The 25,433-nt window shown below is 72.7% G+C and carries 27 protein-coding genes; 14 read left to right on the forward strand and 13 right to left on the reverse strand.

What is annotated here, in order from left to right; all coding sequences use genetic code 11:
* Positions 1-46: 46 nt before the first annotated feature.
* From rfbB to ACSNOA_RS17870, 6 genes are read left to right on the forward strand one after another with little or no spacing between them, the layout of a single operon-like run.
* Entirely contained in the window at positions 47-1,048 is a 1,002-nt protein-coding gene (rfbB, locus tag ACSNOA_RS17845) for a dTDP-glucose 4,6-dehydratase (protein WP_436659727.1), read from the forward strand.
* Positions 1,045-1,926 (forward strand): dTDP-4-dehydrorhamnose reductase, encoded by an 882-nt coding sequence (gene rfbD / locus ACSNOA_RS17850; protein ID WP_436659729.1) that lies wholly within the window; start codon positions 1,045-1,047, stop codon positions 1,924-1,926. Before rfbB ends, rfbD begins: the two co-directional genes overlap by 4 nt.
* On the forward strand, positions 1,923-2,294 hold the full coding sequence (locus ACSNOA_RS17855; RefSeq protein WP_436659731.1) for a DUF2304 domain-containing protein: 372 nt from the start codon (positions 1,923-1,925) through the stop codon (positions 2,292-2,294). Before rfbD ends, ACSNOA_RS17855 begins: the two co-directional genes overlap by 4 nt.
* Positions 2,287-2,988: a glycosyltransferase family 2 protein gene (locus tag ACSNOA_RS17860; RefSeq protein ID WP_436659733.1), complete on the forward strand. Its 702-nt coding sequence runs from the start codon at positions 2,287-2,289 to the stop codon at positions 2,986-2,988. The genes ACSNOA_RS17855 and ACSNOA_RS17860 overlap by 8 nt, the downstream gene beginning before the upstream one ends.
* Positions 2,988-4,292, forward strand: coding sequence for a polysaccharide biosynthesis protein (locus ACSNOA_RS17865; RefSeq protein ID WP_436659735.1), 1,305 nt, complete (start codon positions 2,988-2,990; stop codon positions 4,290-4,292). Before ACSNOA_RS17860 ends, ACSNOA_RS17865 begins: the two co-directional genes overlap by 1 nt.
* Entirely contained in the window at positions 4,289-5,317 is a 1,029-nt protein-coding gene (locus tag ACSNOA_RS17870; RefSeq protein ID WP_436659737.1) for a glycosyltransferase family 2 protein, read from the forward strand. The genes ACSNOA_RS17865 and ACSNOA_RS17870 overlap by 4 nt, the downstream gene beginning before the upstream one ends.
* A 125-nt stretch (positions 5,318-5,442) precedes the next feature.
* On the opposite strand, the gene prcA is transcribed toward ACSNOA_RS17870, so the two are convergent.
* The 6 genes from prcA to ACSNOA_RS17900 all read right to left on the reverse strand — a co-directional run bounded on the left by prcA (position 5,443) and on the right by ACSNOA_RS17900 (position 11,180).
* A complete protein-coding gene (gene prcA, locus ACSNOA_RS17875) occupies positions 5,443-6,276 on the reverse strand; it encodes a proteasome subunit alpha (RefSeq protein WP_436659739.1) in 834 nt (277 codons plus the stop codon).
* 60 nt (positions 6,277-6,336) lie between these two features.
* Positions 6,337-7,176, reverse strand: a complete 840-nt coding sequence (prcB, locus tag ACSNOA_RS17880; protein WP_436659741.1) for a proteasome subunit beta — start codon at positions 7,174-7,176, stop codon at positions 6,337-6,339.
* Positions 7,095-7,358, reverse strand: a complete 264-nt coding sequence (locus ACSNOA_RS17885) for an endonuclease VII domain-containing protein (protein ID WP_436662349.1) — start codon at positions 7,356-7,358, stop codon at positions 7,095-7,097. Before ACSNOA_RS17885 ends, prcB begins: the two co-directional genes overlap by 82 nt.
* Before the next feature lie 292 nt (positions 7,359-7,650).
* On the reverse strand, positions 7,651-7,866 hold the full coding sequence (locus tag ACSNOA_RS17890; protein WP_088993750.1) for a ubiquitin-like protein Pup: 216 nt from the start codon (positions 7,864-7,866) through the stop codon (positions 7,651-7,653).
* A gap of 109 nt (positions 7,867-7,975) precedes the next feature.
* Complete coding sequence (gene dop / locus ACSNOA_RS17895) at positions 7,976-9,493, reverse strand: depupylase/deamidase Dop (RefSeq protein ID WP_436659745.1); 1,518 nt, start codon at positions 9,491-9,493, stop codon at positions 7,976-7,978.
* Between the two features lie 4 nt (positions 9,494-9,497).
* Positions 9,498-11,180, reverse strand: coding sequence for a DUF2142 domain-containing protein (locus tag ACSNOA_RS17900; protein ID WP_436659747.1), 1,683 nt, complete (start codon positions 11,178-11,180; stop codon positions 9,498-9,500).
* Between the two features lie 101 nt (positions 11,181-11,281).
* On the opposite strand from ACSNOA_RS17900, the gene ACSNOA_RS17905 reads away from it, so the two are divergent.
* Entirely contained in the window at positions 11,282-11,686 is a 405-nt protein-coding gene (locus ACSNOA_RS17905) for a GtrA family protein (protein ID WP_436659749.1), read from the forward strand.
* A gap of 81 nt (positions 11,687-11,767) precedes the next feature.
* Here the strand turns inward: ACSNOA_RS17905 and arc are convergent, their stop codons facing one another.
* Complete coding sequence (arc, locus tag ACSNOA_RS17910) at positions 11,768-13,549, reverse strand: proteasome ATPase (RefSeq protein WP_436659751.1); 1,782 nt, start codon at positions 13,547-13,549, stop codon at positions 11,768-11,770.
* Positions 13,550-13,728: 179 nt separating this feature from the next.
* Here arc and ACSNOA_RS17915 point away from each other — a divergent pair, with 179 nt between their 5' ends.
* A complete protein-coding gene (locus tag ACSNOA_RS17915; RefSeq protein WP_436662351.1) occupies positions 13,729-14,022 on the forward strand; it encodes a ferredoxin in 294 nt (97 codons plus the stop codon).
* 50 nt (positions 14,023-14,072) lie between these two features.
* Here the strand turns inward: ACSNOA_RS17915 and ACSNOA_RS17920 are convergent, their stop codons facing one another.
* The 3 genes from ACSNOA_RS17920 to ACSNOA_RS17930 all read right to left on the reverse strand — a co-directional run bounded on the left by ACSNOA_RS17920 (position 14,073) and on the right by ACSNOA_RS17930 (position 16,897).
* Positions 14,073-14,645, reverse strand: a complete 573-nt coding sequence (locus ACSNOA_RS17920; RefSeq protein ID WP_436659753.1) for a hypothetical protein — start codon at positions 14,643-14,645, stop codon at positions 14,073-14,075.
* Positions 14,646-14,729: 84 nt separating this feature from the next.
* Positions 14,730-15,683, reverse strand: coding sequence for a tRNA (adenine-N1)-methyltransferase (locus ACSNOA_RS17925; RefSeq protein ID WP_436662353.1), 954 nt, complete (start codon positions 15,681-15,683; stop codon positions 14,730-14,732).
* Between the two features lie 62 nt (positions 15,684-15,745).
* A complete protein-coding gene (locus ACSNOA_RS17930) occupies positions 15,746-16,897 on the reverse strand; it encodes a M50 family metallopeptidase (RefSeq protein WP_436659755.1) in 1,152 nt (383 codons plus the stop codon).
* A gap of 85 nt (positions 16,898-16,982) precedes the next feature.
* Between ACSNOA_RS17930 and ACSNOA_RS17935 the strand changes: the two genes are divergently transcribed.
* The 5 genes from ACSNOA_RS17935 (at position 16,983) to ACSNOA_RS17955 (ending at position 22,608) form a co-directional block, all read left to right on the forward strand.
* Positions 16,983-17,900: a RecB family exonuclease gene (locus tag ACSNOA_RS17935; protein WP_436659757.1), complete on the forward strand. Its 918-nt coding sequence runs from the start codon at positions 16,983-16,985 to the stop codon at positions 17,898-17,900.
* Between the two features lie 132 nt (positions 17,901-18,032).
* Positions 18,033-18,242 carry a hypothetical protein gene (locus ACSNOA_RS17940; RefSeq protein WP_436659759.1) on the forward strand — a complete coding sequence of 70 codons (210 nt, stop codon included), beginning with the start codon at positions 18,033-18,035 and terminating at the stop codon, positions 18,240-18,242.
* 22 nt (positions 18,243-18,264) lie between these two features.
* Positions 18,265-18,945 carry a response regulator gene (locus tag ACSNOA_RS17945; protein WP_436659761.1) on the forward strand — a complete coding sequence of 227 codons (681 nt, stop codon included), beginning with the start codon at positions 18,265-18,267 and terminating at the stop codon, positions 18,943-18,945.
* 343 nt (positions 18,946-19,288) lie between these two features.
* Positions 19,289-20,056, forward strand: coding sequence for an ABC transporter ATP-binding protein (locus tag ACSNOA_RS17950; protein ID WP_436659763.1), 768 nt, complete (start codon positions 19,289-19,291; stop codon positions 20,054-20,056).
* Complete coding sequence (locus ACSNOA_RS17955) at positions 20,056-22,608, forward strand: ABC transporter permease (RefSeq protein WP_436659765.1); 2,553 nt, start codon at positions 20,056-20,058, stop codon at positions 22,606-22,608. The genes ACSNOA_RS17950 and ACSNOA_RS17955 overlap by 1 nt, the downstream gene beginning before the upstream one ends.
* Before the next feature lie 49 nt (positions 22,609-22,657).
* Here ACSNOA_RS17955 and ACSNOA_RS17960 read toward each other — a convergent pair whose 3' ends face one another.
* From ACSNOA_RS17960 to ACSNOA_RS17970, 3 genes are all read right to left on the reverse strand, one after another.
* A complete protein-coding gene (locus tag ACSNOA_RS17960; protein WP_436662355.1) occupies positions 22,658-23,311 on the reverse strand; it encodes an HAD family hydrolase in 654 nt (217 codons plus the stop codon).
* A 142-nt stretch (positions 23,312-23,453) separates the two neighbouring features.
* Entirely contained in the window at positions 23,454-24,200 is a 747-nt protein-coding gene (locus ACSNOA_RS17965; protein ID WP_436659767.1) for a neutral zinc metallopeptidase, read from the reverse strand.
* A gap of 115 nt (positions 24,201-24,315) precedes the next feature.
* On the reverse strand, positions 24,316-24,522 hold the full coding sequence (locus ACSNOA_RS17970; protein ID WP_436659769.1) for a hypothetical protein: 207 nt from the start codon (positions 24,520-24,522) through the stop codon (positions 24,316-24,318).
* A gap of 62 nt (positions 24,523-24,584) precedes the next feature.
* Here ACSNOA_RS17970 and ACSNOA_RS17975 point away from each other — a divergent pair, with 62 nt between their 5' ends.
* Positions 24,585-25,394: a class I SAM-dependent methyltransferase gene (locus tag ACSNOA_RS17975; protein WP_436659771.1), complete on the forward strand. Its 810-nt coding sequence runs from the start codon at positions 24,585-24,587 to the stop codon at positions 25,392-25,394.
* Positions 25,395-25,433 lie beyond the last annotated feature (39 nt).

Here is a 25,433-nt window from a genome sequence, read left to right on the forward strand (position 1 = left end):
CCGCCGCCCCCGGTCGCGGCGCCGCTTCGCGTACACTTCCGGACCCGTGAGGATCCTCGTCACCGGCGGAGCCGGATTCATCGGGTCGGAGTACGTCCGACTGCTGCTGGGCAAGCCGCTCGGCAGTGCCGCGGGCGTGCCGCCGATCGAGCCGTCCGCCGTGACGGTACTCGACAAGCTCACCTACTCGGGCAACCGGGCGAACCTCGACCCGGTGCGGGCCGACCCGCGGCTGCGCTTCGTGCAGGGCGACATCTGCGACCCGGCCGTGGTGGACGAGGTCGTCGCGGAGCACGACGTGATCGTGCACTTCGCGGCCGAGTCGCACGTCGACCGGTCGATCGCCGGCGCCGCGCCGTTCGTCACCACCAACGTGCTCGGCACCCAGACCCTGCTCGACGCCGCGCTGCGGCACGGCACCGCGCGGTTCGTGCACGTCTCGACGGACGAGGTGTACGGCTCGATCGACTCCGGCTCCTGGACGGAGACGTGGCCGCTCGCGCCGAACTCGCCGTACTCGGCCTCGAAGGCCGGCTCGGACCTGCTGGCGCTGGCCTACCACCGCACCCACGACATGGACGTGGTGGTCACCCGCTGCTCCAACAACTACGGGCCGTACCAGTTCCCCGAGAAGGTCATCCCGCTGTTCGTCACGAACCTGCTCGACGGCGGCACCGTGCCGCTCTACGGCGACGGCGGCAACGTGCGGGACTGGCTGCACGTGCACGACCACTGCCGGGGCATCGCCCTCGTGCAGCAGAAGGGCCGCGCCGGTGAGGTCTACAACATCGGCGGCGGCACCGAGCTGACCAACAAGGAGCTCACCGGCCGGCTGCTCGAGGCCGTGGGCGCCGGCTGGGAGCGGGTCGTCCCGGTCGCCGACCGCAAGGGCCACGACCGCCGCTACTCGCTGGACATCACCAAGATCAATGAGGAGCTGGGGTACGCCCCGAGCATCGACCTGGACCACGGCCTCGCCGAGACGGTGCGCTGGTACCGGGAGAACCGGGCCTGGTGGGAGCCGCTGAAGCAGGCCGCATCGGCATGACACGGCTGCTCGTCACCGGCGCGGGCGGAATGCTCGGCCGGGACCTGCTCGACGTGCTCGGCGCCCGGTCCGACCTGAAGGTGACCGCCGCCACCCGGACCGACCTCGACATCACCGACGCCGCGGCCGTACGAGCCGCGGTCGTCGGGCACGACATCGTGGTCAACTGCGCCGCCTGGACCGACGTCGACGGCGCCGAGGCGCACGAGGAGGCCGCCACCGCGGTCAACGGCCACGGCGTGGCCCGCCTCGCCGAGGCGTGCGCCGGGTCCGGGGCCCGCCTCATCCAGATGTCCACCGACTACGTCTTCGCCGGCGACGCCGACCGGCCGTACCCGGAGGACGCGCCCACCGCGCCGATCAACGCGTACGGCCGCAGCAAGCTCATGGGCGAGCAGAGCGTCACCCGCCTGCTGCCCGACACCGGTTACGTCGTGCGAACCGCCTGGCTCTACGGCGCCCACGGGCGCAACTTCGTCGCCACCATGCTGCGGCTGGCCCGGCAGCACGACCGCCTCGACGTCGTGGACGACCAGCACGGCCAGCCCACCTGGTCGTACGCCCTGGCGACCCGGCTGGTCGAACTCGCCGACGCGGCGCTCGCCGGCCGCGCCGCCCCGGGCATCTACCACGGCACGTGCTCCGGCCAGACGACCTGGTACGGGCTCGCCCGCGCCGCGTTCACGCTCCACCAGCTCGACCCGGACCGGATCCGCGCCACCACGAGCGACCGGCTCCCGCGTCCGGCGCGCCGACCGGCGTACAGTGTGCTAGGGCACAGCCGGTGGACCGCCGCGGGCCTGACAGCGATGCCGGACTGGCACGACACTCTCGCGGCCGCCTTCGCCTCCTCCGCTCCCCCGTGGAAGGACACATGAAGCTCACCCTCGTCACCGGCCTGACCGGTCTGATACTGCTGGGCACGATCATCGAGCTCCTGCGCCGCCGGCAGCTGCGCGAGAAGTACGGCATGCTCTGGTTCGGCGTGCTGCTGATCGTGATCCCGCTGTCGCTGTTCCCCCGACTGCTGGACAACGTCGCGGAACTCCTGGGCGTCGCCTCCGGCGTCAGCCTCGTGCTCTTCCTCGGGATCGTCTTCCTGCTGCTGGTGTGCGTGCACCTGAGCTGGGAGGTCAGCGCCCTGGAGGAGGAGACCCGCACCCTGGCCGAAGACTTCGCCCTGCTGCGCGCCGAGATCGAGGCCGAGCGGGCGGCCCGGAACGATTTGGTGTCCCACGATGGTTAACGGCAAGCGAGTCCTGATCATCATCCCGGCGCTCAACGAAGCCGGGTCCATCGGCGAGGTCGTCCGCGAGGTGCGCGGTGAGCTGCCCGGCGTCGAGGTGCTCGTCGTCGACGACGGCTCCACCGACCGCACGTACGCCGTCGCGGCCGCCGCGGGCGCCCGCGTCGCCCGCCTGCCGTACAACCTCGGCGTCGGCGGGGCCATGCGGCTCGGCTACCGCTACGCCCACGAGCACGACTACGACGTGGCGATCCAGATCGACGCGGACGGGCAGCACGACCCCCGCTACGTGCCGAAGCTGGTCGACCTGCTCGACGACAACGACCTGGTGATCGGCGCCCGGTTCGCGGGCGAGGGCGACTACAGCGTCCGCGGTCCCCGTCGCTGGGCCATGGTGATGCTCGGCGCGGTCCTGTCCCGCATCGCCCGGACGAAGCTCACCGACACCACCTCGGGCTTCCGGGCCGCCAACCGGCGGGTCATCGAGATGTTCGCGCGTTGGTACCCGGTGGAGTACCTCGGCGACACCGTCGAGACGCTGGTGCACACCGCGCGCCGCGGATACCGGATCCGGCAGGTGCCGGTGGCCATGCGCAAGCGGATGGCGGGCACACCCAGCCACTCCCCCACCAAGGCCATGATCTACCTCGGCCGGGCCTTCGCCGTCCTCACCCTGGCCCTGATCCGCCGGTGATGCGCCGCCTGCTGAACCTCGTTCCCCCCGGCACCATCGCCGTCGGCGCCGGGCTGGGCCTGCTCGGGCTCGCCTCCTACGTCCACCTCGCGGTGGCCGGGCACAGCCTCACGAAGGCCGACTACTCGTCCCTCTCGGTGCTCTGGTCGATCGTGTTCACCCTCGGCATCGGGTTGTTCTTGCCGGTCGAGCAGGAGGTCGCCCGGATCGTGGCCGCCCGGCGGACGCAGGGCCTGCCGCCGGGCCCCGTGCTCGCCCGCGGCACCGCCCTCGCCACGGCGGTCCTCGCGCTCATGGTGGTCGTCATCCTCGCCGCCCACCGCCTGCTCGCCGACCGGCTCTTCGGCGGCGACGGGGCCATGGTCTGGGTGCTCGTCGGGTCGCTCGTGGGCATGGCCGTGGCCTACGCCACCCGCGGCGTCCTCTCCGGCCTGCAGCTCTTCCCCTGGTACGGCGGGCAGCTCGGCGTCGACGGCGGCCTGCGGATCGTGCTCGTCGCCCTCCTCGGCCTGGCCGGCGTCACCTCACCCGTCTGGTACGGCGCGGTGCTGGTCGCCGCGCCCCTGATCAGCGTGGTGGCCACCCTGCCACCGGTGCTCCGCGCGGTCGGCGGCGGCCTGCCGGTGGCCTGGCCGGCGCTGCTGCGCGGTCTCGGCCTGCTCACCGCCTCCAGCCTGCTGTCGCAGGTCGTCGTGAACGTCGGCGTGATCAACGCGCGCGTTCTCGCCCCGTCGGACGAGGCCACCGCGGGCGCGCTGCTCTCCGCGCTCGTGCTGGTCCGGATCCCGCTGTTCGTCTTCGCCTCCCTGCAGGCCTCGCTGCTGCCCGGGCTCGCCACGTCCGCCGCGACCGGCGACCACACCGCCTTCCACGGCCTGCTGCGCCGGGCGCTGGGCGTCGTCACCGCGCTCGGCCTTCTCGGCGCGCTCGGCGCCGTGCTGCTCGGCCCCTGGCTGGTCGGCGCGCTCTTCGACGCGCCCGACGTGCTGGGCCACGCCGACTTCGCGTGGCTCGCGGTGGCCACCCTCGCCTACCTCTGGGCCATGGTGCTGGGTCAGGCCCTGCTCGCGCTCGACCGGCACCGTGCGCAGGCCGTGGCGTGGGCCGTCGGTGTGGCCGCGCTGGTCGTCGCCACGCTCGCCCCGCTGTCCGTCGCGCTGCGCGTCGAGATCGGCTACACGGTCGGCTCGGTCGTGGTGGTCGCCGCCATGGCGCTGCTCCTGCGGCGGCGCCGCCCGTCCACCCCGACGCCCACCCCGACCCTTGCGACCGCCGCCAGCGGCGCGTCCGGAGGGAGCGGGTGAGTCGTCCCCGCGTCAGCGCCGTGATGCTCGCCTACGGTCCGGAACCGTGGCTGGTCGACGCCGCCCAGGCCGTGCTCGCCAGCGGCGGCGTCGACGTCGAGCTGATCGTCGTGGACAACGGGTGCACGAGCGACAGCATCGACGTGGTCAAGGGACTGCCCGGCGCACGCGTGCTGCGCCCCCAGGGGAACACCGGCTACTCGGGCGGCTGCCGCATCGGCGCCGCCGAGGCCGGGGGCGACTGGCTGGTCTTCGTCAATTCGGACGCCGTCGTCGCGGCCGACGCCGTCGCGAAGATCGTGGCTGTCGCCGCGGAGCCCGGCGTCGGCGCGGCCATGGGCTCGATCCGTCTCGCCGACACTCCCGATCTGATCAACAGCTCCGGGAACCCGCTGCACTTCATCGGTCTCTCCTGGTCGGGTGGCAACGGTGAACCGGCCTCGGCCCACGCGCGGCGCACCCCGGTGCCGTCGCTCAGCGGGTGCTGCTTCGCGATCAGTCGCAGCCTGTGGCAGGACCTCGACGGCTTCGCCGCCGAGTACTTCGCCTACCACGAGGACACCGAGCTCAGCCTCCGGCTCTGGCAACGCGGCCTGCGCCTGGAGTACGTCCCGGACGCGGTCGTCCGGCACCACTACGCGTTCTCGCGCAACGCCCTGAAGTTCTACCTCGTGGAGCGGAATCGCCTGATCAGCCTGCTCACGGCGTACGAGGCGCGCACCCTCGCGATGCTCGCCCCCATCCTCCTGCTCACCGAGGCCGCCATGGTCGTGACCGCGCTCGGCGGCGGCTGGGCGCGGCAGAAGTTCCGCGGGTGGGCCTGGCTCTGGCGCAACCGGGCCTGGTTGCGTGCCCGACGTCGGCGGTTGCAGAGCGAGCGGAGTGTCCCGGACGGGGTCATCGCCGAGCTGATGACGGCACGGGTCGAGCCGTCCAACGTCGACGTGCCCGTCGGGATGGGCGTGTTCAACGTGGTCGCCAGCGCCTACTGGGCCCTGGTGAAGCCGCTGCTGCGACGCCGCTGACCGCCCGCCGCTCGGAGCCGGTCGCCCGGACGGCCGGGCCGGCGTTTCTCGCTCGGCACGGGCCGACGGGACGGACACGAACGCCGGGGCCCGCCTGTCGGCGAGCCCCGGCGTTGGTGGACGGTCTACTGCTCGCTCTGCGTGCCGGGCTTGTTCTCCAGGTCCGCCGAGGCCGCCGACGTGGTGGGCTTCCCCGACTCCTCCGTGGGGGTCGTCGGCGTCTCCGGGCCACCCGCGGCCGGCTGATCCGCCTTCGCGGCGTCCCCGTCCAGCAGCGCGGTGAGCGCCGCGCCGGTGATCCGGCGGAACGTCCGTCCCACCCGGCGCCGGTCGAGGACCGCCACCTCCAGCTGGTTGGCCGCGATGGTGCGCGCGGCCCCGCCCTCGCCCCCCACGCTGCTCAGCGCCTTCACGGCCACCTTGGCCGCCTCGCCGAGCGACATGTCGGGCCGGTGCTCGGCCTTCAGCACGCCGGTGATCGCCTCGGCCTGGCCGCCCATCGCCATGCGGCCGGGCTCGTCGTTGACCGATCCGTCGTAGGTGAGCCGGTAGAGCTCGTCGTCGTCGGGCGTCGCGCCGACCTCCGCCACGCAGATCTCCACCTCGAACGGCTTCGACTGCTCGGTGAAGATGGCCCCGAGGATCTGCGCGAACGAGTTCGCGAGGGCCCGCCCGGTCACGTCCCGCCGGTCGTAGCTCAACCCGTTGAGGTCGGCCATCCGCACGCCGGCACGGCGCAGGTTCTCGAACTCGTTGTAGCGACCCACGGCCGCGAACCCGATGCGGTCGTAGATCTCACTGACCTTGTGCAGGGCGCTGGAGAGGTTCTCGGCGACGAAGAGCACCCCACCCTCGTAGCTCAGGACCACCGCGCTGCGCCCCCGGGCGATGCCCTTGCGGGCGAGCTCGGAGCGGTCGCGCATGATCTGCTCGGGCGAGGCGTAGAACTGCATGGCCACGGCGGCTGTTTCTCCTTTGACGCTGTCCGGACGACTGCTGACGACTTCCGACCGGCCGGCTCAGCCGCCCGGGTTCTCCATCCGAGCGGAGACCACGGCCTCCGCGATCGCCGCCGTCTCGGCGTCGGTGAGCCGGTGGGTGCCCTCCGCCGTCGCGGTCATCACCACCGGGTAGATGCGACGCGTCAGGTCGGGCCCGCCGGTCGCGGTGTCGTCGTCGGCGGCGTCGTAGAGCGCCTCGACCGCGAGCCGGACCGCGTCGTCGATGGCGAGCCCCGCCCGGAACCGCTTCTTCAGGGCCGACTTCGCGAACAGCGAGCCGGAGCCGATGGCGTCGTAGCCGGTCTCCTCGTAGGGGCCGCCGGTGACGTCGAAGCTGAAGATCCGGCCGGCCTTCACGGGGTCGGTGGCCGCCAGGTCGAAGCCCGCGAAGAGCGGGATCACGGCGAGTCCCTGCATCGCGGCGCCCAGGTTGCCGCGGATCATCGAGGCGAGCCGGTTGGCCTTGCCGTCCAGCGACAGCATGGCGCCTTCGATCTTCTCGTAGTGCTCCAGCTCCACCTGGAACAGTCGCATCAGCTCGATGCCGATGCCGGCCGTGCCCGCGATGCCCACGAGCGAGTACGCGTCGGCGGGGTGCACCTTCTCGATGTCCCGCTGGGCGATCAGGTTGCCCATCGTGGCCCGCCGGTCGCCCGCCATCACCACGCCACCGGCGGCGGAGATCGCCACGATCGTGGTCGCGTGCGGCGCCATGTCGGCTGCCATGCCCGGGGGCAACGGCCGCCGCCCGGGCAGCATCTCGGGAGCCACCTTGCTCAGGAACGAGGTGAAGGAGGACGTCCCCGCGTTGGTGAACACATCTGGTAGACGCCCGGATGGATCAAAACCCGCTGCCACGTGGTTCCTCTCAAGTACGTGATCGCCCTGGCCAGCCGCTCGGGACTGTCGCGGAACCGGCCAAGACCACCGTTGCAGTTGAAGCAGAGTATCCCGCGCACCCATCCGGTGCGATGATCGTGGTCCAGATGTTCCGGATCGGGGGTGCCGCAGACCGCGCGGAGGCCGCCCTGGTCGGCCAGGAGCTCGTCGAACTACGGGTTTCACCGTTCCACAGTCGGCGCGGAACCGGTGCCGGTCCGGGACATCAGGTGCAACCTTCACCTCACGGCCGCGCGTCTCCCTGACCCGCTCTGCACAGCTGGCCTTGGATCGACGGTTGAAGCAGGGCTTGCAGTAGCTGCCGCGACCGCTTGGGCGCGTGCTGCTCACGCAGAACTCTTCGAGCGACTTCCATTCCCCACGGTCACGGCAGCGCCGGCGGCCAGTTTGATCATCCGAGCGGCGCGGCATGCCCGATCCGCACCGGTTGGTTCACTCGCCGCCCTTCTGTACGTAACCCCGCACAAACTCCTCGGCGTTCTCTTCCAGGACGGAGTCGATCTCGTCAAGCAGGTCGTCGACGTCCTCGGTGATCTCCGCGTGCCGCTCGGCGACCTCGGGGTTGGCCTCGGTGGTGACGTCCTCGATCTCCTCGCCCTGGCGGGACTTGCCCGACTGCGACTGCCCGCCGCTGTCACGAGTGGCCATTGGGTGCCTCCTCCACGATCTCCTGCGAGAAACTTACCCCCTGGGAGCGACAGAAGGCCCGCCGCGCGCCGTTGTCTGACGCGGTGACGGGCCCTCGGGACCGGACGGGTCAGCCCCCGGTCAGCGTCTCCAGCAGGTCCTTGGCGCTCGCGCACTGGTCGAACAGCGCGCCGACGTGCTTGCGGGTGCCCCGCTCCGGCTCCATCATCGGTACCCGGACGAGCGACTCACGGCCGACGTCGAAGATGACCGAGTCCCAGCTCGCCGCGACCACCTCGGAGGCGTACTGGGCGAGGCAGCGGCCGCGGAAGTAGGCCCGGGTGTCCTCCGGCGGCTCGGTCATCGCCCGACGGGTCTCCTCGTCGCTGAGCAGCGTCTTCATCGCGCCCCGCGAGACCAGCCGGTGGTAGAGGCCCTTCTCCGGGCGGACGTCCGAGTACTGCAGGTCGACAAGCTGCAGCTTGTGCGAGCCCCAGCCGAGCTTCTCACGCTCGCGGTAGCCCTCAAGCAGCCGCAGCTTGGCCACCCAGTCCAGCTCGTCGGCGCAGAGCATGGCGTCGCGGCCGAGCCGGTCCAGCACGCTCTCCCAGCGGGCCAGCACGTCCACCGTCTGCTCGTCGGCGTCCACGCCGTAGCGGTCGTCCACGAAGGACCGCACCCGCTCGTAGTAGGCCCACTGCACGTCCAGGGCGGTGAGCCGTCGACCGTCGCGCAACCGCATGAGGTGGGTGAGGGACGGGTCGTGGCTGACCGCACGCAACTCGCTCACCGGGTCGGCGATGCCGAGATCCGGGCTGAGCGCCTTCTCCTCGATCATGCTGAGGATGAGCGCCGTGGTGCCGACCTTCAGGTAGGTGGAGATCTCCGACAAGTTCGCGTCACCGATGATGACGTGCAGCCGCCGATACTTGTCGGCGTCGGCGTGCGGCTCGTCGCGGGTGTTGATGATGGGCCGCTTGAGGGTGGTCTCCAAGCCGACCTCGACCTCGAAGAAGTCGGCGCGCTGGGAGATCTGGAAGCCGCTCTGGCTGCCGTCCTGCCCGATGCCGACCCGGCCGGCGCCGCAGACCACCTGCCGGGTGACGAAGAACGGCGTCAGGTACGCCACGATGTCGGCGAACGGCGTCTGCCGGCGCATCAGGTAGTTCTCGTGGGCGCCGTAGCTGGCGCCCTTGTTGTCGGTGTTGTTCTTGTAGAGGTGGATGGGCTGGGTGCCGGGAATGGTGGCGGCGCGCCGGGAGGCCTCGGCCATCACCCGCTCGCCGGCCTTGTCCCAGCGCACCACGTCCAGCGGGTTGGTCACCTCGGGCGTCGAGTACTCCGGGTGGGCGTGGTCGACGTAGAGCCGGGCACCGTTGGTGAGTATCACGTTGGCGAGCCCGAGATCCTCGTCGGCGAGCGCCTCCGCGGGGTCGTAGGCGGCACCGGAGTAGGTGAAGCCGCGGGCGTCGCGCAGCGGGGACTCCTCCTCGTAGTCCCAGCGGGCGCGGCCGCCCCGGTTGAGTTCCGGGCGCGCCCCGTACGCATTGACCACCTGGGAGGAGGTGACCATCGGGTTGGCTCCGGCCTGGCCGGGCACGGAGATGCCGTACTCGACCTCGGTGCCCATGATCCGTCTAACGCTCATCGACCTACCCGCTCCGCTCGCCCGACCGGTCCCCCGTCCACGTCGAGCGTAGTCCGCCTTGGGCCGGCACAGGTTGCAGGCGCGACGGCTCGGACGGCTCCGTCCCTCCGTTTCCGTCCGGCGCCGTGGTCCCGTCGTGGCCCGGCCGGTCGTCCGGGGCGGCGTCCGGGTGGTCCGCCGCGGCCTGGTCCCCGCCCGAGGCGCCGGTCCAGACGAGCCACCCCAGCAACACCAGCCCCAGCGTGGCGGCGAGCAGCGGCGTGAGCGAACCGACCACCGGATGCCAGTCACCCCTGAGCGGGTTCAGGCTGCTCAGCCCGAGGTTCCTCGGCAGGCCGTTCTGCCAACGGACCATGGTGAAGGCGAGGCAGAACAGGTGGACGGGCAGGAGGGTCACCACGGCGAGTCGGGCGTACGAGCGTCCCTGCGCCGGCGTGAAGCCCCGTCGTTCGGCGACCCAGGCCGCGAAGATCAGCACACCGCACAGCAGGGGCAGCATGTACCGCCCCTGCGTGATGAAACCGGTCTCGTTGACCATCGCGACCTGCAGGCCGGACGGCACGAGAACGGCCCCGGCGAGCAGCACGAGCAACCGCGCCCGGTCGAGGAGGTTGCCCATGACCAGCCCGAGCACCAGCAGCCCGCCGGCCACGAGATGCCAGACGAGGTAGGGCGGGTAGGGCATCCGGGCGTCGAGCCAGGAGGTGACCCCGACGATCTGGTCGAGGTAGCCCCGCCACCGCTCGGCCTCGAGGAGCAGCGCCTGGCCCGTCGTCAGGCTGCCCCGCGAGTAGTCGCCGAGATAGGAGCTGTGCTGCCGGATGCTCCAGGCGAGCGCCGCGAGGGTGGCCACCACGATCCCCGCCGCCCAGACGAGCACGGCCCGCCGCCGGATCAGGACCTTCAGGTTGCTGTGCCGCAGCGGGAAGGCGAAGGCCACGAAGGCGGTGGCCAGCAGCAGTGGGCCGGTCTGGCGCAGCACCGCGAGCAGCAGGCCGCTCAGTCCGGCGAGCACGACGAGGTTCCGCGTGCCGCTGCGGTCGCCGAGGAAGAGCGGGATGGTGGCGCTGAAGAACGCGATGCCGGCCGCGATCTCCAGACCGTTGGGGTTCACGGCGCTGGCCATGTGCACGGCCATCGGGGTGGCGACCGCCACGAGCGCGCCCAGCAGGAGCCCGGTCCGGGTCCGGTTGCGCAGCGCCACGTACGCCCCGGCCAGCAGGGCCGCGCCGAGCAGCGCGCTGATGCCGCGGGCCAGGAGCACCCCGGGCCAGCCGGGCCAGACGGCCAGCGGCGCGCCGACGAGGGCGTAGTAGAGCGGGAAGTAGCGTCCCGCGCCGCTGCCGGCGCGGGTGGGGGTGTCGTCGCTGCCGGGCGGTTGGGCGCAGGCGGCGGAGACCTCCGGTTTGAACTGCCAGCACTGCTCGCGGACGAGTCCACGTGGGACGGTCTGGAACGCGCCGGTGCCCTTCTTGGCCGCCGCGGGCGGTGGCGCGATCTGGCCTTCGGCGACGCCGGCGCCACGGACGACGTGATCGCGCTCGTCGGGCGTGCCGTCGTAGGGCGCGGCCATCGACCACGCGAAGATGACCAGGAAGAACGCGACCAGGGCGAGCGCCCAGTGGCGGACCCCGTGGCGGGGGCGGGTTGCGTCGCCCACCGCGGGCGGACTCGCGACACCAGACACGTCGACCCTCGCTCCTCGTGTCGGAAGCCCCGCCGGGCGGACAGCCGGACGATAATCTGCCTCGTCGGCGCCTGCGGCTCCGCTCCCTCGCTGGAGATCACTTGCTGTCACCTGTTGCGTACTCCGTACGTGTGCTGGCGCGGCACAGCGCGGTGCGCTTCCTCCTCGTCGGCGGCCTGAGCGTCGCGGTGGACGCGGGCTCGCTCTTCGTCTATCACGGAGTTCTCCGAATTCCGATCCCGGTGGCCGCGGCGCTGTCCTTCCTGACCTCTTTCTGGGTCAACTTCGCGCTCAACCGGGCGTGGTCCTTCGGCTCCTCCGGGCAGGTGGTCCCGCAGGTGGGGCGTTACCTCGCGCTGGTGCTGGCGAACCTCACCGCGAACGTGGTGCTGGTCTCGGCGCTGACCTGGGGCGGCACCCCGTACCTCCTGGCGAAGGTCCTGACGACCGCGTCGCTGGCGGTGGTCAACTACCTGGTCTCCAGGCGGTGGATCTTCGTCGGCTGACGGTCCACGCGTCCGGGCCCCACCGGAACCGACGATGGGCCGGCGAGCGATCGCATCGCTCGCCGGCCCATCGTCGGTTCGTCAGAGGTACTGGCCGGTGTTGCTGGCGGTCTCGATGGACCGGCCGGCCTCGGCGCCCTTGCCGCCGGAGACGAGCGTGCGGATGTAGACGATCCGCTCGCCCTTCTTGCCGGAGATACGGGCCCAGTCGTCCGGGTTGGTGGTGTTGGGCAGGTCCTCGTTCTCGCGGAACTCGTCGACGCAGGCGTCGAGCAGGTGCTGCAGGCGCAGCCCCTTACGGCCGGAGGTGAGGAACTCCTTGATGGCCATCTTCTTGCCCCGGTCGACGATGTTCTGGATCATCGCGCCGGAGTTGAAGTCCTTGAAGTACAGGACTTCCTTGTCGCCGTTGGCGTAGGTGACCTCGAGGAACCGGTTCTCCTCGGTCTCCGAGTACATCCGCAGCACGACCGCGTCGATCATCGCGGCCACGGTGGCCTGCGCGTCGCCGCCGTGCTCGGCGAGGTCGTCCGGGTGCAGCGGCAGGCCCGACAGGATGTACTTGGAGAAGATGTCCTTGGCCGCCTCGGCGTCCGGCCGCTCGATCTTGATCTTCACGTCGAGCCGGCCTGGGCGCAGGATGGCCGGGTCGATCATGTCCTCCCGGTTGGAGGCGCCGATGACGATGACGTTCTCCAGGCCCTCCACCCCGTCGATCTCGCTGAGCAGCTGCGGGACGATCGTGTTCTCCACGTCGGAGGAGACGCCGGAGCCGCGGGTGCGGAAGACCGAGTCCATCTCGTCGAAGAACACGATGACCGGGGTGCCCTCGCCGGCCTTCTCCCGGGCCCGCTGGAAGATCAGCCGGATGTGCCGCTCCGTCTCGCCGACGTACTTGTTGAGCAGCTCCGGACCCTTGATGTTGAGGAAGTAGCTGGTGTGCTTCTCCTCGCCGCGCCGCTCGGCGATCTTCTTCGCCAGCGAGTTGGCCACCGCCTTGGCGATGAGGGTCTTGCCACAGCCGGGCGGGCCGTAGAGCAGTATGCCCTTCGGCGGCCGGAGCTGGTGCTCGCGGAACAGGTCGGCGTGCAGGAACGGCAGTTCCACCGCGTCGCGGATCTGCTCGATCTGCGCCTGGAGGCCACCGATGTCGGAGTAGTCGACGTCGGGCACCTCCTCGAGGACCAGCTCCTCGACCTCGCTCTTCGGAATCCGCTCGTACGCGTACGCCGAGCGGGGCTCGATCATGAGCGAGTCGCCGGCCCTGATCGAGGATCCGATCAGGCTCTCGGCGAGGTGCACGATGCGCTCCTCGTCGGAGTGCGAGACCACCAGCGCCCGGTCACCCGGCGCGCCGCCCGGGCTCTCGAGCACCTCCTTGAGCATGACCACCTCGCCGACCCGCTCGTAGCCGAACGCGTCGACGATGTTGAGGGCGTCGTTGAGCAGGACCTCCTGCCCGCGTCGCAGCTCGGCGACGTCGAGCGACGGCGACACCGCGACCCGCAGCTTGCGGCCGCCGGTGAAGACGTCGACCGTGCCGTCGTCGTGCCGAGCCAGGAAGACACCGTAGCCACTCGGTGGCTGGGCGAGGCGGTCGATCTCCTCCTTGAGCGTCACGATCTGCGCGCGAGCCTCCTTGAGAGTGCTCACGAGCCGCTCGTTGTTCTCGGTCAGCCGCGCCAACTGGGCCTGGGTGGCCGCCAGCCGCTCCTCGAGCTGCCGGACGTGTCGGGGGCTTTCGGTCAACTTGCGCCGCACCAGAGCGAGTTCCTCTTGCAGGAACGCGACCTGCGTGGAGAGATCGTGGGCCTCCTTCTCCCACCGTGCGGCGCGCGAGTCCGCGTCGTCGCTGCGTGCCACGTCCCACCTCCCCGGGGGGCTTGAACGTTCTGCCCTAACACTAGCCGCTATGAGCGCGATTCGGTCCCGCGCAACGCCCCTGTCACCGAACCTTGATCGCCAAGGGTGGGCCGGCGGGACCGGTGCGGCCGTTCGGGTACCGTCGGGGCGTGGGACGGGAGAACATGGGGGGTGCTCCGGTGGCGGAGGTCGCGACGGACGAGCTTCAGGTCTGGGTGGACCAGGATCTCTGCACCGGCGACGGACTCTGCGTGCAGTACGCGCCGGAGGTCTTCGAGTTCGACATCGACGGCCTGGCCTACGTGAAGAGCCCCGACGGCGAGCTGCTGCAGGCCCCCGGCAGCCGCGTCGGCGTGCCGGAGCACCTGCGGCTCGAGGTGATCGACTCGGCGAAGGAGTGCCCGGGCGAGTGCATCCACGTGGTGCGCGGCAGTGACGGCGTCGAGGTGGCCGGCCCCGAGGCCGACGACTGATCCGCACCGCCGGCCGCCCGGGCCGAATCTGACCGGGCGCCGGCGCCCGGTCAGAGCAACGGGCGGCCGACCACCGACGCGACCAGGCGGGCGAACTCCTCCAACCGGGCGATCTGGCCGGCGCCGCCGTCGTCCAGCGTCTTGCCGAACCGCAGCGCGTCGTGCCGGGGCGCGCCGGCCATCTCCTCCGGCGGGGGCGCCTCGTCCAGCGAGGTGAGCAGCAGGTAGACGTCGATGCTGTCGACCCGGACCTCGCCGCTGTCGGAGCGGGTGAGCCGCCGCCGGCAGCCCACCTCGGTGACCGTGGAGACCGGCACCACCCGCAGCGACGAGGTCATGGAGCCGGGCGGCCCCTCGCCGGCCGGGACGTCCTCGCCGTGCCAGAGGATCAGCCGGCTGCCGTCGCAGACGACGACCTCCTGCCAGACCCCGTTGACCTCGTTGACGAAACGTTCGAGCGTGAAGCCGAGCACCGACGCGCCGCGCAGCACCCCGCCGAGCGCCTCCAGGGCGACGTCCGGGTCCCGCAGGTAGGCCCGCGCCGCCGACTCCAGGTCCTGGTAGGGCGACCAGTCCGGGAAGACCGCGGGCAGGTCCCCACCGCCGTAACCCGGGCTGCTCATGCCGCCGACTCCCTCCGCTCGACGCCGCCGTCGTTCTGATCGACGCGGACGACCCGCCCGCTCATGCCAGACCGCCCGTGACCGTCACGGCGTGTCCATCTCCCCCGCCGTCGCGGCGCCCGCCGCGGCCGCCTGGGCGGCCACGGCCTGCCGTGCCGCCTCCGCCTCCCGCAGCACCTGGCGGCGCTGGACGTACGCCTCAGCGCCCTTGCTCGGCTTGCGGCGGCGCGGCGGGGCCGTCACCCCGGGCGCCAGCTTGCGCGCGGAGACCAGGAACGCGGTGTGCGCGACCATGCGGTGGTCCGGGCGCACGGCGAGGCCCTCGGCGTGCCAGTCGCGCACCAGGGACTCCCACGCCCGCGGCTCGGTCCAGCCGCCGCGCTCGCGCAGCGCCTCGACCAGCTCGGAGAGCTGGGGGGTGGTGGCCACGTAGCCGATGAACACGCCGCCGGGCAGCAGCGCCCGCTCGACCATGTCGAGGGTCTCCCAGGGGGTGAGCATGTCCAGGATGATCCGGTCGAAACCGGTCTCCCGGCACTCGGCCACGTCGCCCACATGCAGGCGCCAGGCGGGGTGCGGCCCGTTGAAGAACGCCTCGACGTTGCGGCGGGCGATCTGGGCGAAGTCGTCGCGCACCTCGTACGAGTGCAACTCCCCCTCGGTGCCGACGGCGCGCAGCAGGGAGCAGCTGAGCGCGCCGGAGCCGGCGCCGGCCTCGAGCACCTTCGCACCGGGGAAGATGTCGCCCATGGCGACGATCTGCGCGGAGTCCTTCGGGTAGATCACCTGGGCGCCGCGGGGCATGGAGAGCACGTAGTCGGAGAGCAGCGGGCGCAGGGCGAGGAACGCGGTGCCGCCGCCGCTGGTGGTGACGACGCTGCCGTCGGGCAGGCCGATGAGCGCGTCGTGCTCCAGGATGCCGCGGTGGGTGTGGAACGCCTTGCCGGGCTCGAGGGTGATCGTGTGCATCCGCCCCTTCGGGTCGGTCAGCTGCACCCGGTCACCGACCCGGAACGGGCCCCGGTGCACCGGCGGCAGTCCCGGACGGTCGGCGGGCGCCGGTGCGCCCGGGTCGGCCGGGACGGCGGGAGGAGTTGCGCTCACGTGTTCATCTTCCGGTCGGGTTCGAGGAGCCTGGCGAGATCCGCGATGTGCAGAACGCCGACGACATCTTCGCCTGCGGTCACGACGTACTGCGCGCCCGGGTGGGTCTGCACGGTCTCCATCACCGCTTCCCCGTCCGTGCCGAGGGGCAACGCGGGCAGGCCGGCCAGCGAGCGGGCCACCGCGTCGACCGCGAGCCAGGGCCGGCGCTCGGCGGGCACCGCCGCGGCGGCGGCCGGGTCGACGAGGGCGACGGGCCGGCCGGCGCCGTCGGTGACCACGAGCGCGGCGCCCGCGGGGCCGGCCTCGGCGCCGCGGCGCTGCGCCTCGGCGAGCGGGGTGCCGGTGGGCACCGGCCATACCGGCCGGGCCAGCCGGGACAGGTCGATGAGCGGGAACCGCCGGCTGATGCGGGCGTACCGGATCGACTGCCCGGCGCCGCGCCACAGGGTGTACGCGACCAGCAGCATGAGCGGCAGCGCGAGCGGGGCCAGGTAGCGGGTGAGGGTGAGCGCCACGACCAGCGCCCCGGTGCCGAGGGCCACGGCCCGTCCCACCCAGCCGGCGACCTCGGTGCCGCGGTGCCGGTCCCGGGTGAGCGCCCACACGGCGGCGCGCAGCGCCCGACCGCCGTCCAGCGGCAGCCCGGGCAGGATGTTGAAGACCGCGACGATGACGTTGCTCACGGCGAGCTGGAAGGCGAGCTGGTTGACGACCGTCCGGTCGGGCAGGGCCAGGGTGGCCGCCACGGCGAGGGCGCCGAGGACCGCGGAGACCGCCGGGCCGGCGAGCGACACGACCAGGTCGACGCGGGGGGACGGGGCGTCGCGGTCCATCTCGGTGTAGCCGCCGAGCAGTTCCAGGGTGATCCCGCGGACGCCGATGCCGTAGCGGCGGGCGGTGAGCGCGTGACCGAGCTCGTGCAGCAGCACCGAGCCGAGCAGCGACAACACGAAACCCACGCCGATGAGGTAGCCGCTCAGTTGCGGCAGGTCGAGCTGGTGGCGGGCGAACTCGGCGTAGAGCACGGCCATCAGCGCGGAGAGCAGGAGCATCGAGCCGTTGAGGTGCAGCGGCACCCCGAAGATCCGCCCCACGGTCAGGCCGGGGCCGCCGGGCCGGCGCCGCCGCCGGGAGGTCTGCTCCATCGGGACGATGCTACGGACTCCGCCCGGCCCGCCGCGCGGGCGGCGGGGGCGGGCGGTGTCACACCGGTGCCCTAACCTTCCGGACATGACGGCGGATCCGGTGACCACGCAGCAGCCCACGACCCCCGCGGAGGTTCCGGCGACCGTGCGGGCGTCGCTGTCGCCGTCGCGGGCCGCCGACTTCAAGACCTGCCCGCTGCTCTACCGGTTCCGCAGCATCGACCGCCTGCCCGAGCGGCCCTCCGTCGAGCAGGCCCGGGGCACGCTCGTGCACGCCGTGCTGGAGCGGCTGTTCGACCTGCCGGCCACCGGCCGCACGCCGGCCGCCGCCGGCGACCTGGTGGCCCCGCAGTGGGACCGGCTGGTCACCGAGCAACCCGAGCTGGCCGAGCTGTTCCCCGCCGGTGGCGATCCCGCGGCCGTGGCCGAGTTCCTCCGTTCCGCGGCGGCGCTGCTCGAGGGTTACTTCGCGGTGGAGGATCCGCAGCGTCTCGAGCCGGCCGAGCGCGAGAGCCTGATCTCCGCGGTGGTCGACGACGAGTTGCTCATCCGGGGCTACCTCGACCGGCTCGACGTCGCGCCGGACGGCGCGCTGCGCGTCGTCGACTACAAGACCGGCGGCGCGCCGCGGGAGGCGTTCGAGGCGCGGGCGCTGTTCCAGCTGAAGTTCTACGCGCTGGTGCTCTGGCGCACCCGCGGGGTGGTGCCCCGGGTGCTGCGACTGCTCTACCTGCGTGACGCGGAGGTCTGCGACTACGCCCCCGACGCCGAGGAGCTGCTGCGCTTCGAGCGGACGGTGGTGGCCCTGTGGCGGGCGATCGAGCAGGCCACGGCGCGGCAGGATTTCCGGCCCCGCCCCAGCCGGCTCTGCGACTGGTGCAACCACCAGGCGCTCTGCCCGAGCTTCGGCGGCACACCGCCGCCGTTCCCGCTGGGCGCGGCCGGCGCCGACCCGCTGCGCGACGCCCGGTCGCGGCCGGCGGCGCCCGGCGCCGACGAGTGACCTCTCCTCCTCGGGGATGACGCGGGGCTCACCCGCGACGACGATCACGGCGGCCGGACGGAGCTCGCGCCGCAGCCGGGGCTCGCGAGCGTCGACACGCTCGCCGAGCAGGTTCGCGAGGCCGGCCTGCCGGTGCCGGTGCGTGTCGAGGGCACGCCGGGCGTCACCGACACCGGCCGGGGACCGGTGCCCGACACGGGCCGGCTGGGCTACGGACTGGTGGGCATGCGCGAGCGGGTCGGGCTCTACGGTGGTGTCCTGCGGACCGGCGCGCGGGCCGGCGGCGGCTACCGGGTGTACGCGAGGATTCCCGTGGAGCGGTCGGGGTCGGTCGCGGCGTGACCGGGCGGAACGGGGAGACGGTATGACCGATCGGGCGGCACGGCCGGTACGCATCCTGCTCGCCGACGACCAGCCGCTGCTGCGTACGGGCTTCCGGATGGTGCTGGGCGCGCAGGGTGACCTGGACGTCGTGGCCGAGGCCGGCGACGGCGTGGAGGCGGTGGACCTGTCCCGTCGCCTGCTGCCCGACGTGGTGCTCATGGACATCCGGATGCCGCGCATGGACGGGGTGGCCGCGACCCGCGCGATCGTCGACGCCCGTCTGCCGGTGCGGGTGCTGATCCTCACGACGTTCGACCTCGACGAGTACGTGGTGGGGGCGCTGCGCGCCGGGGCCAGCGGGTTCCTGGCCAAGGACGTGCCGGCCGAGGACCTGGTGACCGCCATCCGCACGGTGGCCGCCGGGGAGGCCGTCGTGGCGCCGCGGATCCTCCGGCGGCTGCTGGACCGGTTCGCCGAGGCGCTGCCCGACCCGGACGCCGCGCCGCCGCGCTCGCTGGCCGCGCTCACCGACCGCGAGCGGGAGGTGCTCGTGCAGGTGGCCCGGGGGCTGTCGAACGCGGAGATCGCCGCGGCGCTGTCGGTGAGCGAGACCACGATCAAGACGCATGTGGGGCACGTGCTCACCAAGCTGGGGCTGCGCGACCGGGTGCAGGCTGTCGTCCTGGCGTACGAGACGGGCCTGGTCCGCCCCCGGGCGTAGCGCCGGCCGTCCGGCTGCCCCTCCGACGTACGCGCGTTTTCACTCTGGGGCGCGACGGCGCGGTTGCCTCCGTCACCTACCGTGACCGCAAGCGGCTCGGCACGGTTGACCCTCACGCGGCGTGAGTTCCTAGCGTGGCCGCGGTGTCGTCGAAATCCCGTCGACGACGCGGCCGGTCAGGGGCAACCCTGAGCCGGGATGGGGGGCACCCGCAGCGTGGAAATCCGCCACGGCTCCGACCGGAGGCGGACGGAACCGCGCCGGGAAGCGCCGAGGATGGGAACTGCCGCGCCGATTCCAGCGGGGGGCGGCGCGGATCGACCGATCGGAAGAGGGAGACGACGTGACCGCGACGGTAGGCCGGCAGGCGCAGGCCGCGGCCCGGGCGAGCGACGTGTGGAAGGTGTACGGCAGCGGCGAGGCTCAGGTCGTCGCGCTGCGGGGGGTCAGCGCGGAGTTCGAGCGGGGCCGGTACACGGCGATCATGGGGCCCTCCGGGTCCGGCAAGTCGACGCTCATGCACTGCCTGGCGGGCCTGGACACGGTGACCCGGGGGACGGTGTCGATCGGCGACACCACGGTCACCGGTCTGGGGGACGCCGGGCTGACGAAGCTGCGCCGGGACAAGGTGGGGTTCATCTTCCAGCAGTTCAACCTGCTGCCCACCCTCAGCGCCAAGGAGAACATCCTGCTGCCCCTGTCGATCGCCGGGCGTAAGCCCGACCCGGCGTGGTACGACACGGTGATCGACACGGTCGGCCTGCGGGATCGGCTGGACCACCGGCCGGCGCAGCTGTCCGGCGGCCAGCAGCAGCGGGTGGCGTGCGCCCGGGCGCTGGTGTCCCGCCCCGAGGTGATCTTCGCCGACGAGCCGACGGGCAACCTCGACTCGCGGGCCGGCGCGGAGGTGCTGAACTTCCTGCGCAACTCGGTACGCGAGCACGGCCAGACGATCGTCATGGTGACCCACGACCCGACGGCCGCCGCGTACGCCGACCGGGTGGTGTTCCTCGCCGACGGGCAGATCGTCTCCGAGCTGATCGAGCCGACCGCCGAGACGGTGCTGGACACCATGAAGAAGCTGGACGCCCCGGCCGAGGTGAACGGCTGATGATCCGGGCGACGCTGAAGAGCCTGCTGGCCCGCAAGCTCCGGCTGATCCTCTCCGGCCTGGCGGTCGTGCTCGGGGTGATGTTCGTCTCCGGCGCGTTCGTGCTCACCGACACGCTCGGCCGCACGTTCGACTCGATCTTCGCGGACGCGTACGAGGGCGTGGACGTCAACGTCGCGGCCAAGCCGAAGATCGCCATGTCGGAGATGGAGGGCGAGCAGACCGCGCCGCCGTTCGCGGCGGCGACGGTCGACACCGTCCGGGCGGTGCCCGGCGTGGCCGAGGCCACCGGCGTGGTCGCCGCCGACGGCGCGCGGCTCATCGGCAGCAACGGCAAGGCGGTCGCCTCGTTCGGGCCGCCGCAGCTCGGCGAGAACTGGACGGGCGAGTCGGACGTGGTGCGGCTGCGTGAGGGTCGGGAGCCGCGCGCCGACGACGAGATCGTCATCAACAAGGGCCTGGCCACCGCCGGAAAGGTGCAGCTCGGCGAGCGGGTGGGCGTGCTCACCCCGCTGGAGCCGAAGCGGGAGTTCACCATCGTCGGGATCTTCGGTTACAGCGGCAACCGGGACTCGATCGGCGGCGCCAACGAGATCATGTTCACCACGCCGACGGCTCAGCGGCTCATGTTGGGCGAGCCGGGCACGTTCAACAGCGTCTCGGTGAAGGCGGCCGGCGGGGTGTCCGACGAGTCGCTGCGCGACGCGGTGGCCTCCGCGGTGGGCGACGGGTTCGTGGTGAAGACCGGCGAGCAGCTCTCCACCGAGGCCGCCGAGGGCTTCAAGGAGGCGCTGTCCTTCTTCAACCGGATCCTGCTCGGTTTCGCGGCGGTGGCGCTGCTCGTGGGCACGTTCCTGATCCTCAACACCTTCTCGATCATCGTGGCGCAGCGGACCCGGGAGCTGGCGCTCATGCGCGCCGTCGGCGCGAGCCGCCGGCAGATGATCGGCTCGGTGGTGCTGGAGGCCGTCGCGGTGGGCCTCATCGCCTCGGTGCTCGGCCTGGCCGCCGGCATCGGCATCGGCGCGCTGCTGGCGTGGGCGTTCGGCAACCTCGCGGGCGGCCTCACCCTGGCCGGCCTCGGTGTCCCGGCGTCGGCGGTGATCGGCGCGTTCGCGGTGGGCCTCGTGATCACCGTGGTGGCGGCGCTGCTGCCCGCGCTGCGGGCGTCGCGGATCCCCCCGATCGCGGCCATGCAGGACGTGGCGACCCCGGACCGACCACTCACCAAGATCACCGTGACCGGCGGGCTGGTCACGGCGGTCGGCGCCGTGCTGCTCGCGCTCGGCCTCGGCGGCAACGCCGGGGGCAACACGCTCGTCACCATCCTGGCCGGGGTGCTGTTCGCCTTCATCGGGGTGGCGCTGCTGACCCCGCTGATCAGCCGCCCGGTGGTGAGCCTGCTCGGCGCGATCTTCGCCTGGTCGGTGCCGGGCAAGCTGGGCCGCCTCAACTCCGGGCGCAACCCGCGCCGCACCGCCATCACGGCCGCCGCGCTGATGGTCGGCATCGCCCTGGTCACCGGCGTGACCGTGATCCTGGACTCGGCCAAGAGCAGCATCAGTGGCCTCGCCCAGGACACCATCAAGGCCGAGCTGGTGATCTCGGGCGTGCAGAGCGGCCCCCGGCCGCCGACGTTCGACCCGGCGGTGCTCCAGAAGGCCGCCGCGATCCCCGGCGTCCGCCTGGTCGACGGCGAGTACGGCGACATGGCCGTCGTCGGCGGAGAACGCACCTGGGTGGGGGCGAGCAGCGACGCGGGCGCGCTGCGGCAGATCTTCGGGGTGCAGCCCACCGCCGGTGACATCGACCGGCTCGGGCCGGGCCAGATGCTCGTCAGCTCGGACACGGCAAAGGACCGAGGGCTCTCGGTCGGCTCGACCGTGCCGGTGCAGCTGGCCCGCGGCGAACCCACCACCTACACGGTGACCGGCATCTACGCGAGCACGCAGCTCACCGGCGGGGTGCTCCTGCCGGCCGAGGCGGCCCGCGACTTCGCCATCCCGCAGCCGATCCAGGGCTTCGTCCAACTGGACCCGGGCGCCCGGGTGGCCGACGTGCAGCCGCAGGTGGAGGCGTTGCTCGCCGACTCGCCCGAGGTCTCGGTGGCCGACCGGGACGCGTTCATCGACCAGCAGGCCAGCCAGCTCGACGGGCTGCTCACGATGATCCAGATCCTGCTGGCGCTGGCCATCGTGATCGCGGTGCTCGGCATCGTCAACACGCTGGCGCTGTCCGTGCTGGAACGCACCCGGGAGCTCGGCCTGCTGCGGGCCATCGGCCTGCGGCGGGCGCAGACCATGCGGATGATCACCGTGGAGGCGGTGGTGATCTCGGTGTTCGGCGCGCTGCTGGGCGTCGTCGTGGGCGCCGGTCTCGGCGCCGCGGTGGTCGAGGCGCTTCAGGACGAGGGCATCACCGACCTGATCCTGCCCTGGTCCCAGATGGGGGTCTTCCTCGGCCTCGCCGCGGTCGTCGGAGTGATCGCGGCGGTCCTGCCCGCGATCCGGGCCGCCCGGATCAACGTCCTGGGCGCCATCGCCCACGACTGACCCGGCATGCGCGAGGGGTCCCGCCGGCCGGCGGGACCCCTCGTCGCGTTCACCGGTCGGCGGTCCGCTGCCCGAGCAGCGCGGCGAGCAGCTCCAGGTCCGCGGCGGTCAGGCTCTCCACCTGGTGGACGCCCTCGGCGGCCGGCAGGGGCACCTCGGCGGGCACGGCCAGCACGGCGGCCCCGGCGGCCAGGGCGCTCGCCACACCGGAGGCGGAGTCCTCGATCGCCACGCACCGCTCGATCGGCACGCCGAGCATCCGGGCGGCGGTCAGGTACGGCTCCGGGTGCGGCTTGGTGGCGTCCACCTCGTCGCCGCAGACCACCGCGTCGAAGCTGTCCCGGCCCAGGGTCTCCAGGGCCACCTCCACGAGCGGCCGGACGCTGGAGGTGACGAGGGCGGTGGGGATGCCGGCGGCCCGGACCGCCCGCAGCAGCGCCAGCGCGCCGGGCCGCCATTGCAGCCCGGTCCCGAACAACTCCAGGATCCGGGCGTCGATCCACGCGGCGCTGACCGCCGGGTCCCGCTCGGGCTGGCCGAGGTCGTCGTGGAAGATCCGCATCGAGTCGGCCATGCTGGTGCCGACGATCGCCTTGCGGGCGGCGTCGGACAGCGTCCCGCCGTACGTCTCGGCGAGTTCGGTGAGCGCCACGTCCCACAGCTTCTCGCTGTCGATCAGGGTGCCGTCCATGTCGAAGAGCACGGCGGCGGGGTGACGGCTGGTGCGCGGATCGTCCAGGGACATGCCCGGATCCTCTCAGGGGCCACCCCCGCCGCTCGCCGCGGTGCCCGCGCGGGTGACCCACGCCAACGTCCGCCCGCGCGGCACCGGCCCCGGAATGCCGTCAGCCGAGGTCGCAGGCCGACAGCGACCGCTCGTACCCGCGGAAGAACGACTCGGTGCGCTGCTCGGCGGTGCCGTGCGCCCCCTCGGCGAACCAGGGCTGGTCCGGGTCGTCGCCCACCGCCGCCAGCCCCTCCCGGAACTCGTCCAGGTCGCCCTCGCCCAGGGTGAGTGCCCGGGAGCGCACCGAGTCGCCGAGGTACGCGCCGGCCATGCAGTCGGCCTGCAGCTCCTGCTGAATGGTGAAGTCGTAGCGGATGCCGAGGCGCACCTGGATGCCGTGCGCGTACTCGTGGCCCAGCAGGTAGAACACGAACGCGTCCCCGACCTGCCGGAACGCGGCCACCGACCACGCGACGTCGTAGGCGATGAAGTCGCCCTGCGAGCAGTAGACGGCGTTGTTGCGCGGCAGCGGCTGCCCGCCGCAGGAGACCTCCCCCGCCCGCTGGTAGGGGACGATGCGCCGGACCGGCCGGAACTGCTGCCCCGACGACCGGAACTGCGCCGCCCAGTAGCGCTCGGCCACCGCCTGCGCGTCGGCCACGTCGTCGGCGAACTCCTCGATGCTGGTGGTGCCGTCGGCACGGGTGACCGACGGGTCGGGCGCCGCCGCCGACCGGCGCGGCGCCGGCTCCTCGCCCTGCGACGGGCCCGACACCCCGCCCACGAAGCAGCCGGCCGTGGCGACCACCGCCGCCAGCAGGCCGGCCAGCAGACCCCGAGAACGACGTGCCGAGCCCATCCTCACAGTGCCCTCCCCGGCGTCCGTGCTGCCGCAGCCAGTACCCCGGCCGCGCCGCACCCATGCGTCATCGTTCACGGCGCGGCGGCGCGGCCGGTTCAGGAACCGGCGCCCGTGTCGGTCAGGCGCCACCCTGCCGGCCGGTGTTCCAGGTCTCCCCCTGCGACTGGTGCCGCTCGACCTCGTACCGCTGCTGGGACCCCCGCGCCTCGCGGGCGGCCGTCGCGTCGTCGGCCGAGCTGAGCCGGCCGCGGTCCCGCCACCACACGTAACCGAAGCAGCCGACCAGGAGCAGGGCCACGATCACGAGCACGATCCACAGTGTCATGAGCCGACGGTAGCGGCGCCGCGCTCGCGGTGGCGTCCCGCGCGCGGCTAGGCTCACCGCCGATGACGACCTTCGACGACCACGAGCGCCGTCGGTGGGCGGGGCGGGCGCACGCGTACGCCCGCAGCTACGCCCGGCTCTGCGCGTATCCCGCCCCCATGCTGCTCGACGCGGCCGGAGCGCGGTCCGGCGCCCGGCTGGTGGACGTGGGCACCGGGCCGGGCACCGTGGGGGCGCTCGCCGCCGCCCGGGGCGCGACGGTCACGGCCGTGGACGCCGAGGCCAGCATGATCACGGCGGCGCGCGTGGCCCGGCCCGACGGCCGCTTCGTCCGGGCCGCGCTGCCGGACCTGCCCTTTCCCGACGCCACCTTCGACGCGGCGGTGGCGAACTTCGTGATCAACCACGTCGGCGACCCGCGCGCCGCCATGGCGCAGCTGGCCCGGGTGGTACGCCCTGGCGGGCACGTGGCGGTCACCGTCTGGCCGTACCCGCAGCCGCCACTGCAACGGCTCTGGGGGCAGGCGTACGCCGCTGCCGGCGGACCCTTGCGGCCCGACCTGCCCCGGCTCGCCGCCGAGAACGACTTCGACCGGACGCCGGCCGGTCTCACCGGGCTGCTGCGTGGCGCCGGCTTGGCGGCGGTGCGGTGCGAGACGCTGTCCTGGGTGCACCGGACCGACCCGGACGACTGGTGGGCCGGACCGGCCGGTGGCATCGGCCAGCTCGGGCACCTGCTGGTGGGGGCGCCGGCGGAGTTGCGCGAACGGGTCCGCAAGGAGTACGACCGGCTCACCGCGCGGTACCTCGACACGGACGGGCTGCTCGGGCTGCCCACCTCGGCCCTGCTCGCGACCGGTCGGGTGGAGTGAGCCGGCCGGTGATGTCCGGAACCGGGCGGCGGCGACGAC

The sequence above is a fragment of the Micromonospora sp. URMC 103 genome, assembly GCF_051386435.1.
Taxonomy (GTDB): domain Bacteria; phylum Actinomycetota; class Actinomycetes; order Mycobacteriales; family Micromonosporaceae; genus Micromonospora.